General features: G+C 35.9%; 13 protein-coding genes and 1 pseudogene. 11 read left to right on the top strand and 3 right to left on the bottom strand.

Features of this window, described 5'->3' with window-relative positions; genetic code table 11:
• Positions 1-66: 66 nt before the first annotated feature.
• Complete coding sequence (locus tag G8E00_RS11965; RefSeq protein ID WP_166224892.1) at positions 67-801, top strand: HAD family hydrolase; 735 nt, start codon at positions 67-69, stop codon at positions 799-801.
• An 81-nt stretch (positions 802-882) separates the two neighbouring features.
• On the opposite strand, the gene G8E00_RS11960 is transcribed toward G8E00_RS11965, so the two are convergent.
• Both G8E00_RS11960 and G8E00_RS11955 read right to left on the bottom strand, forming a co-directional pair.
• On the bottom strand, positions 883-2,070 hold the full coding sequence (locus G8E00_RS11960) for an ammonium transporter (protein WP_166224889.1): 1,188 nt from the start codon (positions 2,068-2,070) through the stop codon (positions 883-885).
• A gap of 310 nt (positions 2,071-2,380) precedes the next feature.
• Positions 2,381-3,193, bottom strand: a complete 813-nt coding sequence (locus tag G8E00_RS11955; RefSeq protein WP_166010409.1) for a hypothetical protein — start codon at positions 3,191-3,193, stop codon at positions 2,381-2,383.
• A gap of 412 nt (positions 3,194-3,605) precedes the next feature.
• Here G8E00_RS11955 and G8E00_RS11950 point away from each other — a divergent pair, with 412 nt between their 5' ends.
• Together G8E00_RS11950 and G8E00_RS11945 are read left to right on the top strand one after the other, a co-directional pair.
• A complete protein-coding gene (locus G8E00_RS11950) occupies positions 3,606-4,511 on the top strand; it encodes an AEC family transporter (protein ID WP_166224886.1) in 906 nt (301 codons plus the stop codon).
• A 170-nt stretch (positions 4,512-4,681) separates the two neighbouring features.
• Positions 4,682-5,194: a hypothetical protein gene (locus G8E00_RS11945; protein WP_166224883.1), complete on the top strand. Its 513-nt coding sequence runs from the start codon at positions 4,682-4,684 to the stop codon at positions 5,192-5,194.
• Between the two features lie 323 nt (positions 5,195-5,517).
• Here G8E00_RS11945 and G8E00_RS11940 read toward each other — a convergent pair.
• A pseudogene (locus G8E00_RS11940) lies at positions 5,518-5,970 on the bottom strand (SLC13 family permease); the annotation flags it as partial.
• 458 nt (positions 5,971-6,428) lie between these two features.
• Here G8E00_RS11940 and tatA point away from each other — a divergent pair.
• From tatA to G8E00_RS11900, 8 genes are all read left to right on the top strand, one after another.
• Positions 6,429-6,590, top strand: coding sequence for a twin-arginine translocase TatA/TatE family subunit (tatA, locus tag G8E00_RS11935; protein WP_166010415.1), 162 nt, complete (start codon positions 6,429-6,431; stop codon positions 6,588-6,590).
• A gap of 14 nt (positions 6,591-6,604) precedes the next feature.
• On the top strand, positions 6,605-6,994 hold the full coding sequence (locus G8E00_RS11930; protein WP_166224880.1) for a preprotein translocase subunit TatB: 390 nt from the start codon (positions 6,605-6,607) through the stop codon (positions 6,992-6,994).
• Between the two features lie 110 nt (positions 6,995-7,104).
• Positions 7,105-7,881, top strand: a complete 777-nt coding sequence (tatC, locus tag G8E00_RS11925) for a twin-arginine translocase subunit TatC (protein ID WP_227591368.1) — start codon at positions 7,105-7,107, stop codon at positions 7,879-7,881.
• Between the two features lie 133 nt (positions 7,882-8,014).
• Positions 8,015-8,347, top strand: coding sequence for a hypothetical protein (locus G8E00_RS11920; RefSeq protein ID WP_166010419.1), 333 nt, complete (start codon positions 8,015-8,017; stop codon positions 8,345-8,347).
• Positions 8,348-8,595: 248 nt separating this feature from the next.
• Positions 8,596-10,407, top strand: coding sequence for a cholesterol oxidase substrate-binding domain-containing protein (locus G8E00_RS11915; protein ID WP_166224877.1), 1,812 nt, complete (start codon positions 8,596-8,598; stop codon positions 10,405-10,407).
• 66 nt (positions 10,408-10,473) lie between these two features.
• The gene (locus G8E00_RS11910) at positions 10,474-11,742 is read left to right on the top strand and encodes an HlyD family secretion protein (RefSeq protein WP_166010423.1); all 1,269 of its coding nucleotides are present in this window, start codon (positions 10,474-10,476) and stop codon (positions 11,740-11,742) included.
• A gap of 15 nt (positions 11,743-11,757) precedes the next feature.
• Complete coding sequence (locus G8E00_RS11905; protein WP_166010425.1) at positions 11,758-13,890, top strand: peptidase domain-containing ABC transporter; 2,133 nt, start codon at positions 11,758-11,760, stop codon at positions 13,888-13,890.
• Positions 13,887-16,181, top strand: coding sequence for a TolC family protein (locus G8E00_RS11900; protein WP_166224874.1), 2,295 nt, complete (start codon positions 13,887-13,889; stop codon positions 16,179-16,181). Before G8E00_RS11905 ends, G8E00_RS11900 begins: the two co-directional genes overlap by 4 nt.
• Positions 16,182-16,245: the final 64 nt, after the last annotated feature.

Genomic DNA, 16,245 nt, shown 5'->3' with positions numbered 1-16,245 from the left:
ATATAGATTAAGCCAAGCAATCGATAATATATGGCTGATGATAAAAAATGATGTGGATTGTACGTTATGCGCATAGAAGCGGTGCTCTTTGATTTAGACAATACCTTGACGCATCGAGATTTAAGTGTTCAGGCTTATAGTCGGCATTTTCTTGAACATTATTCTAATCGGTTAAATTTAAAAAACACCGAACAAAAACAATCTGATTTAAACACAATTATAGACATTATCCGCCGTATTGATCATGGTGGTTATCCCAAGAAAGAACTGCTGACTCATCCAAGTATTGCCGCATCTGTAGGTTTTGCATTACTTCAGGAATTAGACTGGAAGCAAGCGCCAGAATTAGATGAATTGACTGAATTTTGGTTTTCTGAATTTGGTCTATCTGCCGTTGCTATGACTGGTGCAGAAGCATTATTAAAACAACTCAAACAACGAGGATTTAAATTGGCTGTGATTTCTAATGGCGGACATGCAACTCGTCTAAGAATTTTACAAGGCTTAGGTTTTGCGGATTATTTTGATGAAATTTTGAGTTCTGAATTGGTTGGCATTTCAAAACCAAAAGCTGAAATTTTTCTATATAGCTGTGCAAAACTTCAGGTAGAACCAAAGTACAGTTTATATATTGGAGACCATCCGATAAATGATTTTCAAGGTGCAACAGATGCAGGTCTGAATGCTTTACTGATTTTAGGCTTTCATGAACAGGTTGAACATATACCAAAGGAGAAAACGATTCATCAATTAGATGAAATCTGGACACATTTGGGGGATGAGTCAGTTTCTATTTTGTAAAACCATGACTACATGGATGATGGAAATCGATAATAAAAAATCCTGAGTCAACTCAGGATTTTTAAGTATTTAGATGAAAGATTAAAACATTGCATCTTCAGAATTGGCTGTAATGCGATGAATCGATAAATCAGCACCGCGATATTCATCTTCTTGGCTTAAGCGTATGCCGATGGTGATTTTTAAAATGCCATACACCAGACATCCACCAACCAGTGCTATCACAATGGCGAGTAGCGTTCCAATGCATTGTGACATCATTGAGACACCACCTAATCCACCTAAAGCTTTTTGTCCAAAAAGTCCAACGGCTATGCCACCAAAAGCACCACAAACGCCGTGGAGTGGCCAGACCCCAAGCACATCATCCACTTTAAGTTTGTTCTGTGTATAGGTAAATAGCTTTACAAATAAGAAACCAGCAATTGCACCTATGATCAGCGCACCCACAGGATGAACAATGTCAGATCCTGCACAGATCGCAACCAGTCCTGCCAACGGTCCATTATGTAAAAATCCAGGGTCTTCTTTACCAAAGAAATTGGCTGCAATTGTTCCACCGACCATTGCCATCAGGGAATTCATCGCCACCAAACCTGAAATGGCATCAAGGCGTTGCGCACTCATGACATTAAAACCGAACCAACCGACAATTAGAATCCAAGACCCTAGTGCTAAAAATGGAATGGAAGAGGGTGGGTGGGCACTGACGCGGCCATCTTTTTTATAGCGTCCATGACGAGCACCTAATAAAATGACTGCACTTAACGCAATCCAGCCACCCATTGCATGAACCACCACAGAACCAGCAAAGTCATGAAAGCTTGCACCGAAGGTTTTTGCGAGCCAATCTTGCAATCCCAAATTACCATTCCATGCCATACCTTCAAAAAAAGGATAAACCAAAGCAACAATAAATAATGTAGCAATGGCTTGTGAGCGCATTTTGGCACGTTCCGCAATACCGCCAGACACAATAGCAGGAATGGCAGCTGCGAAAGTCAGTAAGAAAAAACAACGCATTAGGTTATAACCATGTTCAGCGGAGAGTTCTTGGCTACTGTGAAAAAAATGTTGCCCGTACGAAATGTAATATCCGATAAAAAAGTAAGCGATTGCTGATATTGAAAAATCAGTCAAAATTTTACTTAAAGCATTCACTTGGTTTTTATGGCGAACAGTGCCTAATTCTAAAAAAGCAAAACCAGCGTGCATTGCAAGCACCAGTATTGCCCCTAAAAGAAGAAATAATAAATCTATATTTTGCATAATGATTCTTTATAGTGCTATATGTCACAGTTTGATCCAGTATAACAATACATTTTGAGACGTGAAGGGGGGAAACTTTAGAAAATATTGATCAAGTTTTGTTTAAAAATGAAAAGACTCGATATAAAGCATAAGCGTGCACTCAAATGGACATATTGCACTGAATTTGGGCGTTTGTATTACACCTATTTTAATTTAAATATATGATTTATAATAAATTTATTTTTAAGCTTTCCATAGAAGCTGTAATTTAATCATTTCAAAATTACTGATGCAGGAAAAAAATGATTAGTTTTTATAAAAAAATCTTTTATTCTAAATGCTCAAAGGCTTTATAAATCTTAATTTCATCTTCAAGAGATTTATTGGACTTTTTGGGTTCTTCAAATTGTTGGAAGGTTTTCACTTCTATTGCAGGTGGTTGATATTTGGGTTTAACCGACGGCATGGGTTGATTGGCTGGTGTCTGATCAACCATTGATTTGTCAGAAGAGATTTTATCTGCTGTTGCCATACGTTCCAAATTTTTACTTTCTTCAGTAATCGATTGATTCAAATGGTTAATGTTTTTCAACATCTGTTTGTTGTGCTGAGTGTTTTTTTGCGCTGAAGAATGAGACAGAGCTTTTGATGCTTTTGTATTCATCGCTTTTTGATTGGTCTGACATGGCATGCCGTCTGCCACACGACGATTCAGCACATATTGGCGACCATTCCAACGGTAAATACTTTGACATTTATCTTGTGTCACGCTTTGTACGTCTGGCCAACTATTAACGCCTTTGGTTTTTAAGAATTTTGCTGTACCAGCTTTATGTAGCATTAAATGCCAATTATGGTCGGTATCTTGACGAAGCAGATAAAAACCAACCCCCACTTTGGGATAACATGTAGAACCACCATCTTTAATTAATGCATCTGGAATTCGGTCACCATTTAAATCTTGATATAAAGTGAGTGCACCAAAACTGCATTTACTTTGCCATGTTCCTAAATGGTTTTTAAAACCTGCTGCTTTAAAAATAAGGGCTTTCGCTTTTTCATTAATAGGCGTTTGTGCCTCAACGGAACTATATGAAAAACTTAAAAAAAAGAATGGAATTATGTATTTTAAGTGATTCATTTCAATATCCGTTGATTATAATTAGACTTGAATCACATATTAATTTATTCAGGACTTTCGCAATAGTTATTTATATGTGGATAATCGTTACAAAGCGTTGGGTTATCAATTGTGTGGATCAGTTTGATAAATAGTACCCAGGAATTTAATGGATACATATTTTTTCTAGCATGAATTATGTTGAATATTCATTCGATTAAAATCATATTATAAGGTGTATTCTTTTCAGTCATTCGTTATGCTCAATGTGTATGATCTTGTATTTTCTCAACGGTTTTGGTTTTGTTCTAAAATATTAAAAACTTAAATTTAGCCCTTGAGAGACTAAGCTCAACACAAGACTTTTTCACAGAACATGTTTTTATATAACAATTATCACAACAACATTTTTGCGGTGATATAGGTCAAGGTTATGCAGAGTATTTTACTGTCATTATTTCCACTCATCGCCTTAATTATTAGTGGTTATGTTTTAAAGCAAAAAGAATTTCTATCAGATGATTTTTGGCAAGGTGCTGAAAAACTGAATTATTACATTCTTTTTCCAATCATGTTATTTGCTAACCTTGCCACAGCAAAACTTGATTTAGGGTTAATGAAGACCATTTTTGTTGTTGTGGGCTTGGTGTTGTCACTTGCCTGTATTACGCTCTATATCATTCGGAAAGTGTGTGGAACTCCATCTGCAAAATTTGGCGTATATATGCAGAGTAATACCCGTTTTAATACATTTATGGGGCTTGCCATTGTTGCAGCATTATTTCATCAACAAGGGATGACTATCTTTGCTATTATTTTGGCGATGAGTATACCTGTTGTGAATGTTTTAGCTGTACTGGCACTCACAAATCAGGACAATATGGATGTGAAAAGTATAGTTTTTTCACTGGCTAAAAATCCGCTGATTTTAGGATGTGTGATTGGTGCGTTGTTCAATGGGTCGGGTATTCATTTGTGGGTAGGGTTTGATTCATTCTTGAAACAACTGGCGCTATGTAGTTTGCCACTAGGTTTATTGTGCGTTGGGGCAGCATTACAATTTATGGCATTAAAAAAAGATATATTTCCACTGATTGTGAATACCTTTTCGAAGCTCCTGATTATGCCTACACTCGCATTTGCGCTATGTCACTGGATGGATTTATCAGCATTAGAAACACAAATTTTTGTCGTATATTTTGCATTGCCGACAGCATCGGCATCTTATATTTTGACCAAAGTTTTAGGTGGTGATAGTCAACTTATGGCTGGCGTCATTAGTTTACAAATTTTGTGTTCTGCATTTACCCTGCCAGTTGTATTAAGTTTCGTGCTTTAAATCATTAAATTTATATAAAGTATTGAGTTGATTATGCAGCTCAGGTCGTAGAAAAACCGAATTGATTATGTCTAGTCGAAATGTGAACCGTTATAAATTTAGATTTAATTTCTGAATTAAATTCGAAATTGTGAGAAAATACACTTTTATATTTGCCTTTAAGGACTCCCATGACTGATCACTCTCTTGAATCTTTAAGTGATATCGAAATTTTAGACATTTTACAGTCGATGAAAGACGATGTACTCGATGTTGAAGCGAAAGAGATTATCCGCAATGGTGGCAAAGCGGGACGTCAAGAAGCACATAAAAATGCTTTAGTGGCTTTGAATACGTCTTTTGAAGAAAAATTTGTTGAAGCAGTGAGTTTGGCATTAGGTCTGAATGAAGGGCAAACCAAAAAAATTCGCTATAAAAAAGACCGAGTTCGTATTTTAAAAGCACGTGGTATCGATTATCTAGCGATTGATGGTGCAGAGACAGCGCAAGTGTTATCGCAAATTTCTCAAGCGATTACTCGTGAAGATGCAATAGTGACTAAAGATTTGCATAATATTTTCCCATTTTGGAAAGAAGGTTGGCCAATGGTGCAGTTTGATAATGCTTATCAAATTTTATCTGATGACATTAGCATTCACTATCAAGCAACTTTAGACAAATTACTTGAGTTGTACGGTCGCTAATTTTTAGCAATTAAAGTTATATCAATTAAGTTTTAGTCATTGATGTCGTATATCCAAAAAAGCACCCAATAGGGTGCTTTTTTACATCATGATCTTGATGTGGCTAAGCTAGGGTGGAGTAAAAAGGAAAAATACCAAAAATAAGTGCAGCAACTATCATGACCAGGCAGGTCATAATGGCCCATTTTATGGTGAAATTTTATGTTGGCCCAATTCAATAGCGGCTAAACCACACAATAAATAAGTGGATGGCACCAAAGGTGAAAGCAAATGAACTGGCTGTCCTACAATGGAAGCACGCGCCATTTCAACTGGGGTAATGCCATAGTGAGCGGACTCATACCCAAACGTTTATAGAGGGGGAGCATGGCTGCAACACAGATCATATAGGTTGTCGATCCATCACCATCTAAAGACACAATGAGGGTCAGTGTGATTGTGCCAATAGTGACTTTCAGTGGATCACCTTTGACCATTTTTAAAATCCATTTAACGGATGGATCGAAGAGGCCAGTGTCGATCATGATGGCAAAATACAGTATGGCAAATAACAGCATCACACCTGTCGGTGCGAGTTTTTTAACGCCATCTAGCATCATTTCGCCGAGTTCATGGAGCTGAATGTGATTTAAATCTTCTATAAAGAAACCGAGACCGTAAGCAATTAAGGCAAAGAGGACGGGAATTAAAGTGAGTGCAACGAGAGCACTTAAACGACGAGTCATGATTAAATACATAAAGCATAAAATCATGCCTAAACCTAATACGGTGAGCATGTTTCAATCCCTTGAGAAATTAATATTTTTTTGCAAATTGATTGCAGTCCACAGTCTAATGTGTTTTGAAAAATTACTAAATAATCGCTATAAAATGATCAATCTACATAGATGTACTCAGAAAATATTATTTAAAAATAAAAAGTTAAGTTGCAGTTTTGATCTTGTCTTACAAGTAAACTCATTTCTATAAAATAAATAAATTAAAATGTAAACTGAGACACATATTCTGTGTTGTGTATAGGATAGTAAATTTAATAAATTAAATTAGAATGTTATATATAGGATAAAAATATGAGTGAGTGAATGATGATTATTTGCTCTGTAATTTTTGAACATGCAAAAAAGTATGTGATATAGTTGATTATTAGTAAGTTCAACTTAATAATGGTTGCTATAAAATCTTGCTAAAATTGTGAAATTTCTAATAAATTCAAGTCAATAAATAGGAAAAGAAAATGATGGGTTTATCGATTGGTCATATCGTTCTATTCGCGGTGGTTATTCTACTGATCTTTGGTACAGCCAAGTTAAAAAACTTCGGTAAAGATGTAGGCGGCGCCGTCAAAGATTTTAAAAATGCATTGAATGATGATAAAAATAACGATAAAAAAGAATAGCTTGAGCGTTAATTATGTTCGAAGTTGGTTTTAGTGAGATTATTTTTTTAGGTATTATTGCAATTGTATTTCTAGGTCCAGACAAGTTACCTGAGGTTATTCGCTATATTGCTAAAATTAAAGCAAAATTTGATATTTTAAAGAAAGATCTAAATCAGACTTTAGAAAAAGAATTTGAATTAAATCAGTTGAAAAGTGAACTAAGCAAGGAAATTACATACGTTTCTGAATTAGAAAGAAAATTAGATCAATATCTTGCGAAAATGGATCGAAATACAACTCAGCTCAATTCAAATCTGAATGAAAAATTGTATTTTCCAGTTGAAGATTTTAGCCCTAAAATTCCATTTTTAAATGGATTTATTATTCAACACTTGATGCTGTATCCATGTTTAAAAATTTGATACCTCATTTTAAAGTGATCAACAGAGATATTTTTTTAAGGTATTCGTATCACATTTTATGATTGAATAAATTTTTTTATTGAGTCGTTAATACATGATGAATAAATGTCATGAGCATAGTAAGAGAAGCAATGATTGAAAATAAGAGTGAAGTATCAATAGGTGAAAAAAAATCGAATTTTAGTGTTTATTTCACTGAGTTTAGAAAAATACTCATTCAGATATTGGTGACTTTCTTTGCACTATTTTTATGCTTAACGCCTTTTGCAAAAAAAATCTATACTTTCCTTACTTTACCTCTTCAGCATAAGTTACCAGCTCATGCGCATATGATTGCCACGGATATTACATCAACCTTTATTGCGCCATTTAAGTTGGTCTTCTTTGTTGTTTTGGCATTGCTTGTGCCTTTTATTTTTTTCAAACTTTATAGTTTTATAAAATCTGCTTTGTTTATAAATGAAAAGAAAGTATTTTTTTTGTTTTTTCCATTGAGCATCTTCTTATTCTATTCGGGCGTTGGGTTAGGTTATTTTACGATTTTACCAACCGTGCTGAATTTTTTTATTGGTATGGCGCCAGAAGCTGTTATTCCAATGACAGATATCAATGAATATTTAATGTTTTGTATTAAATTTTTTCTGATTTTGGGGTTGGTTTTTCAATTACCCTTACTTATTCTAATTTTGGTCTACTTCCATATTATTCCAATTGAAACACTTACTAATCAACGTAAATATATATTTGTAGGTTGTTTTTTTGTAGCTATGTTTATTACTCCACCTGATATCTTATCCATGGGAATTGCTGCATTATTTATGTATTTATTATTTGAATTAGGTATAATTTTATCAAAAATAGTGATAAGAATAACAAAAAAACAATAAAAAGTGATTTAGTTAACATTCAATGAAAGAAAATTTACAGGTATATTATGCATTGCTTAATAAAAATTAAATAAATGTTAAGTAAATTTTATCATGCTGTTTCATATTCAAATTAAAGTAAAGGTAAAGAATTATGAGTTTACATGAATTAAATCAAGATGAAATCTCTCAAGTTACAGGTGCGAGTCTCGTAGGTAATACCCTTATTGGTACCGTAAATGTATTTAACCAAGTGCTTAATACCAAGCTCATTTCATCAGTAGGTGAAGTTTTTAGTGGCGTAGGCTTAGGTCTTGTGCATCAAGTTGCTGATACAACTGGTCTTGTTGCTTCAAAAACATTAGTAGGCTTAGGTCGACTTTTAGGTGGGGACTTACCAGAATCACAAAACCATTACGAAAAAGAATCGAGTGAAGGCTACTACGTGTTACTACCAACTTATCTTTTTGGTCGTAATCCTAAATAATCGTCAATTTTTATGGAGCAACTTCGGTTGCTCTTATTTTTTATAGCTATTAGGGGCTGTGAGCACTTCGGTAAAACGTTGTTCGATGTACATTTTAATGTTGTTCATGGTTTTTTATGATTGTTTGGGTAGCACTGAACAGCAAAAACCAACCTATGTCATCCTATGAACTATCCAGCCAACTGTGGTAATTAAACTGTCCCTAAATAAAACCAATCCAAAAACAAATTTAAATAAAACAGGTTCTTATGGCTAATCAACACAATACTCTAGAAAAAGAAAAGATTGAAGAAATTGTCGATGTAGAAAAACGTGATTTCTTAAAAACTATGGGTGGTTTGGCTGCTTTAGGTGTGGTTTCAGCTTGGATTCCGACACAAACAGTAAAAGCAATGCAAGCCGTACCTACTGAGCGTTTACCAGATTTTCCACTCGATCTTCAAATTGTAAAAAGACTATATGAAAACTGGTCTGGCGAATCGAGATATGAAGATGCTTGGACAGTAGTACCCACTTCTCAGCAGCAAATTATTCAGACCGTAAACTGGGCTGCTAAGAATGGTTATAAAGTACGTGCAAAAGGTATGTCTCATAACTGGTCACCTTTGATGCTTGATGATCAGGATAAAGATCTCAAGGTTGTTTTAATTGATATGGCTTCGCATATAAATCAAGTATCAATAGATCCAAATGGTATCGTGACCGCTGAAGCTGGGATCCAAATGCAAGATTTGGTTAAAAAAATGGAAGAGCATGGTCGAGGATTCACATCTTACCCAGCACCCGGGGATTTAACTTTGGGTGGTGTGCTGGCCATTGATGGTCATGGCACATCTATTCCTGCAAAAAATGAAGAAAAGGAATATGCGCAAACCTATGGTTCTGTGAGTAACCTTGTGGTGTCGTTAACAGCATTGGTATTTGATGAAAATACGGGACAATATGCTCCAAAAAAATTCTACAGAAATGATCCAGAGATCAGTGCTTTTTTAGTGAATTTAGGTAAAGCCTTAATCTTGTCAGTTGAACTGCAAACATCAAAGAATCACTATTTACGCTGCCAGAGTATTACCAGTATTCATTATAAAGAGCTATTTTCTCAAGATAAAAATGCAGGTCGAACATTCAATCACTTTTTAGATGAAGCAGGACGAATTGAAGCTATTTGGTTCCCATTTACCAATTATCCATGGGTAAAAGTGTGGTCTGTAAAAGAGAAAAGACCACTCACAGCTAAAATTGTAAATGAACCCTTTAATTATAAATTTGCTGAAAACTTACCCAAACAAATGCTTGACATGATCAAGCAAATCGCTACAGGTTCTGTTTATATCACACCAGCATTCGGTAAGTTACAACTGTCCATTTCTACCTTGGGCTTAAATGGCAGTCCTATTGCACCTTTTACAACCCTCGTTACAGCCGGTAATTTATCTTTACAAAGTTACGATTTATGGGGACCCTCAAAAAACCTTATTCTCTACGTCAAGCCATCCACCTTACGCGTTACTGCAAATGGATATGCGATTTTAACAAGTCGAGACAATGTTCAAAAAGTGATTGCAGATTTTTGTGATGCTTATTCGAAACTTGTTGAACAATATGAAGCACTTGGGCGCTACCCAATGAATGGTCCGGTTGAAATTCGTGTGACTGGTTTAGATGATCCTAAAGACTCAATTGTCAAAGATGCACAAATTCCTGCATTGTCTGCAATTAAGCCTTGTCCAGATCATCCTGAATGGGATTGTGCGGTGTGGCTTGATATTTTGACTTTGCCAGGAACTTCGTATGCACACGAATTTTATAATGAAATGGAAACATGGATTTGTAATCGTTACCAAGGTGATTCATTGGTGCGTCCTGAATGGTCAAAAGGTTGGGGCTATAGTCGGACTAAGCCTTGGGATAATGTGGATTACTTCACGACTGAATTACCGAAGGTTCATGCTCAAGGTCAACCCAATCATTTGACGATTGCAGAAGCTGCAAAAACGTTAAAAAAATATGATGCCTTGGATATCTATACTTCAACTATTTTGAAGAAAATACTCGCTTAATTATGAAGGGAAATTCAAAATTATTATTTTATCTCATAGATTAAAATAAATTTTATACAACTATATATGACAAAAAAATTATTTAGAGATGATGCATTAGAAGCACAAAAATCGAATTGGATCGGCAACGTTATACTTTTGCGTCCATTTTCGTTTACTGTTTTGACTGGTTTCGCCGCTTTTTTTGCAATTATTCTGCTCCTTTTTTTATTTTTTGGATCATATACGAAGCGTAGTACCGTGATGGGGCAACTCATGCCCAACACGGGGCTGATTCGCGTATACGCCAAGGAAGGCGGTATCGTGACTGAAAAATTTGTAAAAGAAGGGCAAACAGTCAAAAAAGATCAACCTCTTTATGCCGTTTCGCTGACAAGATTCAGTGATTCAGGAAACTATAACCAATCTTTAGAACAACAGATAAATATTAAGCAAGGAACTTTAGATTCAGATAAGCAAAAGTCTTTAGATCTGCATCAAAATACCTACAGCCAAACTGAAAGCGAAATTTCAGCTTTAAGTCTTGAGATTGATAAGCTCAATATGCTGCTGGAAGAGCAAAAACAACGTTTGCACTTGGCAAAACAAAATGTAGATCGTTATCAAGAACTCAGAAATAAAGATTATATATCGACTGAAGATTTTCAATTAAAACAAGATGCTTATCTTGATCAAAAACTTCGGCTACAAAGTTATGAACGAGAAAAAATTGCGAAGCAATCTGAGCTTGCCAATAAGCGAATCTTTTTAAAAAGTTTATCCAGTAAATTGTCTACAGATTTGTCGAATTTAGACCGTCAAATTGCAACAAATAGACAAGAACTTATTGAAAATAAAGCAAAAAACAGTTTGGTGATTAAGGCCAATGGAACTGGGGTAGTCGCCTCCATCAATGCTCAAATTGGTCAACAAGTTTCACAAAATGTTCCTTTACTCAATATTGTTCCAGAGAAATCTACGCTATATGCACACTTGTATGTACCAAGTTCCGCAATTGGCTTTATCAAAAAAGGGCAACCTGTAAAACTGCGTTTCCAAGCATTTCCTTATCAAAAATTTGGACAAGTGAATGGCGAAATTATTTCGATCTCAGATACAACCATGAATTCACAAGAGCTGATGAGCATGGGTGAACTGAGTCAAGCAGGTGAAGCACAGCAAAACGATGCGATCTATTTGGTTAAAGTGAAATTGGCGAGCCAAGATATAAAAGTTTATGGTGAATCAAGACCATTTAAAGTTGGTATGGCTTTTGAAGCTGATATCTTACAAGAAAAAAGAAAGCTCTATGAATGGGTGCTTGAACCGCTCTATAGCATTTCTGGAAAAATATAAGAATATAGGATACCAATGAAATTTACAGATAAGTTGTCGTTTGGTTTAACGAAAAAGATTCCTACGATACTACAGACAGAAGCTACGGAATGCGGACTGGCATGTATAACCATGATTGCGCATTATCATGGTTATGAGTCAGATTTACTTACCTTAAGACGACGCTTTTCAATCTCTCAAAAGGGCAGTAATTTAGCCCAACTGATTTCTATCAGTAACCAATTAAACATGGTTACACGACCATTAAAATTAGATTTAACAGAGTTAGATCAGTTAAAAACCCCCTGTATTTTGCATTGGGATTTTAACCATTTTGTGGTTTTAGAAAGTGTCAGTGGAAATAAAGTTGTAATTCTAGATCCTGCATTTGGTAAACGCCATATGACTATGCAGGAAGTGTCCAAGCACTTTACAGGTGTTGCACTAGAGCTTTGGCCAAATACAAATTTTGAGAAAAAAGAAGAAAAAAATCATATACAACTCTCAGGGTTGTTTGGACGTATTAAAGGTCTTTGGAAATCTTTAGGTCAAGTTTTAGTCCTTGCACTGGTCTTAGAAGTATTTTCATTGGTTAGCCCATTTTTCATGCAATGGGTGATTGACCATGTGATTGTTTCGGCAGATCGGGACTTGCTGACGATTCTTGCAATTGGCTTTGGTATGCTGATGCTATTACAACAGTTTATCAGCTTATTACGCTCATGGATCATGATGTATATGAGCACGCACTTAAGTGTGCAATGGCAAGCCAATGTATTTAACCATTTAATTAATGTACCCGTATCTTATTTTGAAAGACGCTCGCTGGGTGATGTGGTTTCTCGTTTTGGTTCAATTGGTAATATTCAACAGACCCTAACCACGACCTTCTTAGAAGCCATTTTAGATGGTTTGATGACTGTATTTACCTTAATTCTAATGTTCATCTATAGCCCGAAATTGGCTTTAGTTGCAATTATAACGATGGTGATATACGGGATTATTCGTTGGATTTGGTATTCACCTTTACGCCGTGCTACTGAAGCTCAAATTATTCATGCAGCCAAGCAAAGCAGTCATTTTATGGAAACAGTACGTGGTGCAAAAACCATTAAACTGTTTCAGCGCCAAGAAGTGCGACGTTCAACATGGCTCAGTCTTTTGGTCAATCAAATTAATGCAGATTTAACCACGCAAAAATTAGGTTTGGGTTTCCGTTTAGCCAATGGCACATTGTTTGGTTTTGAAAATATTATCATTGTATGGATGGGGGCAAGTTTAGTCCTTGATGGTAATTTCACAGTCGGTGCACTGATGGCATTCATTGCCTACAAAAACCAATTCGATGGACGTGTTGCAGGCTTAATTGATAAATATGTTCAATTGAAAATGTTGCAAATCGATGTCGAACGTCTATCTGACATCGTTTTGACGGAACCAGAAAAACTGTTTGGTGAGGTCGATCACGCTGCAGCTGAAAATACTGAATTTGCTATTAGTGTGAAGAATCTGAAATTTAAATATTCTGAAAATGATCCTTATGTTCTCAAAGGGGTGAATTTCCAGATTCCTGTCAACCAATCAGTTGCCATTGTCGGTCCAACGGGTTGCGGTAAGACCACCTTACTTCATGTGCTTCTTGGGGTATTCCCACAAAATGAAGGCGAAATTGAGGTGATGGGGAAAAATATTGAAAAACTCGGATTAAATGCTATTCGTGATCAAGTGGCAACGGTCCTACAAGATGATGTGCTCTTTGCAGGCTCAATTGCAGATAATATCAATTTCTTTGATGATAAACCCGATCAAGAGTGGGTTGAGAAATGTGCAGATATTGCTGCAGTCCATCAAGATATTATGATGATGCCAATGGGGTATCAGACTTTGGTCGGTGACATTGGTAATATGTTGTCTGGTGGTCAAAAGCAACGAATATTATTGGCCCGTGCCTTGTATAAAAAACCGAAAATTTTATTCATGGATGAAGCAACCAGCCATTTAGATGTTCAAAAGGAACATGAAGTAAATGAAAAAATTAAGCAATTAAATATTACACGAATTCTTATTGCCCACCGCCCAGAAACCATTGCATCGGCAGATCGTATTATTGCATTGCAAGATGGTGTGGTTGCGCAAGATGTACTTGTGAAGGATGTTAAAACATCATGAATCCAGTAAAGAAAGGTTATATTGTATTTCCACTTGTCTGTATGTGTTTGAATACAGCGTGTGTTTCACTTGAAAGCAAGAATTTGCCTAAAAATAAAAATCTGACCAGTAGAAATCTTCAATCAGCAGACACCATGTCTGCTGAAAGAGCAATACGGGCAGACAATTGGGCGTATACACCTGGCATTTCAGAAAGTACAAATAGTCAATCTGAGACTCAAAGTCATACAGCTAAAACATCCAAAACCAGAAAAAACACAAAAACCAAAAAAACGTCAGCTGCAGCAAAAAAAATAGCAAAGCCACAAAACGATGTGAACGCAAATGCTTCAACGGGAGATGCGAGTTATATTAATCAAGCTCAATTAAATTCGGCATCGGCATTTAAAGTTGTTGATGATCAATCTGGACAAATCATCACACCTCGCTCCGTCAAAGATATTCCTGCTACGAGTATCTCTATTTCAAGAGCACCAGTTCAATCGTTAGCGAGCGCTAGTTCCCAAAATGCTACAAAAGTAGCCAAGACCAAAGCTAAGGCAAAGAAAAAGTCGGTTACTAAGTTAGATGATTTAAACAATACCCTTAAATCTAAAGATAACGCCAAAATTTCCAGTAATGTCACCCGTTTTGCAAATATTACGGGGGATGAGAAGTCACCACAAATTCAGCAAGAACAAGTGCAAACAATTGCAATTCCCAATTCAAATACAAATTTAAGTTCATCGCTGAATGCTGAAAATCAGCAACCACCGAAAACCACCTCAACCCGTGTTGCAAATCGACAATTGCTAGAGCCTACACCTAAAGTTAGATCTGATGAACCCGTTGTTTTAGCAACATTAGATTCGGTGAATGGTGTTCAAAATAAATCGCCTAAAACAATTCAAGCGAATAAAAAGAAATCTAAAGCAAAATCAAATTCGCCACAGCCAGATCCTAAATTAACAGTACCTGATGTGATATTGGGGGAAGCAAATCCAAAGCTTGAAACACGTGATCAAATTGGTAAGGTTAACTGTTTATCGAGTGGGACTTTAAATTCAGGTAATAACTTAGAATTAATGGCAGCCATTGAGCGAGCGATTTGTAATAATCCTGATACGAAAAATGCATGGATTGAGACGAAAATTCGCGCGGCACAAGAGAAAATGGTGCAGTCTCAATATTATCCACAAGTCAGTGCTACGGCTGACTATATAAAGGGTAAGAGTAATACACAGTACAAAAATACCGACCTTTTGACTTATGACAGTAAAATCAAAAAATATGGCGTTGCGGTACAAGCGACGTGGTTACTCTATGATTTTGGTAGTCGAAAACAACTTTTAAAAGAATCTGAAAATCTGTTGGCAATGTCATTCGCACAACAAGATTATGTGCTTCAAACTGTTATGCTGCAAGCCATTCAAGCTTATTATGAAGTGTTGAAGGTTGAAGTGCAGATAGATAATGCGAAACAACTTGAATCTTTTGCAAAGAAGAATTATGACATTGCATCAGCACGTTACAATGCTGGAGCAGGTATTCGTTCTGATCAATTACAAATGCATGCCAATTGGGTAAAAGCAAAATCAGATTTGATCAAACTAAATGGTGATTTAAAGGTTGCTAAGGGTAATTTAGCTGCAGTCATGGGTAACATGGCTTATCAAAACTTTAACGTTCAATCTAACTCGCTAAAAGAGATTGAACTGATAGATTTAAAACCCATTCAAGAACTGTTAACTGCGGCGGGTAAAACAAATCCGCAATTAAAGCAGTCGCAATACGCGATTAATGCTGCGCAACATAAAGTTAAATCGGTAGAAAGAACCCGATATCCGACCATTTCATTTGTATCGAATTTTGATAATTCAACGCAAGATGGTGAGGGCAGTTATGCATACACCACACAACAAATGCAAACAGGATTGCAGTTAAACTTCCCAATTTTTGATGGTTTTAATCGTAAAAATAAAGTGGTTGAAGCAAGACAATTGTTACAACAAAAATATGTGGAAAAAGAAAAAATTGAGCAACAAATTGCACAAGACGTATGGAAGAACTATAACTTGTTGCAAGCCTCAATTGAAAATATCAACGCTTTAAAAGTTCTCAGTTCTAGTGCTGAACAGTCTTACTCAGTATCTCAAGGTCGCTATAAGGCAGGTGTGGGTAATATCTTAGAGCTGATAAATGCACAAAATTTATTAACTGAATCGAAGATGAAATATTCAACGGCTTTAACAGAGTATTTAGTCATCCGCTTCCAATTGCTATCAAATGTTGGGACATTAAATGTTTGGTGATTAACGTGATCACTTTTTAAAACTGTTTAAAAAACCCTTCGAGTGAAGGGTTTTTTTGTACCAA

The organism is Acinetobacter shaoyimingii (genome assembly GCF_011578045.1).
Lineage (GTDB): Bacteria > Pseudomonadota > Gammaproteobacteria > Pseudomonadales > Moraxellaceae > Acinetobacter > Acinetobacter shaoyimingii.
This window is presented reverse-complemented; position numbering and strand designations above follow the sequence as displayed.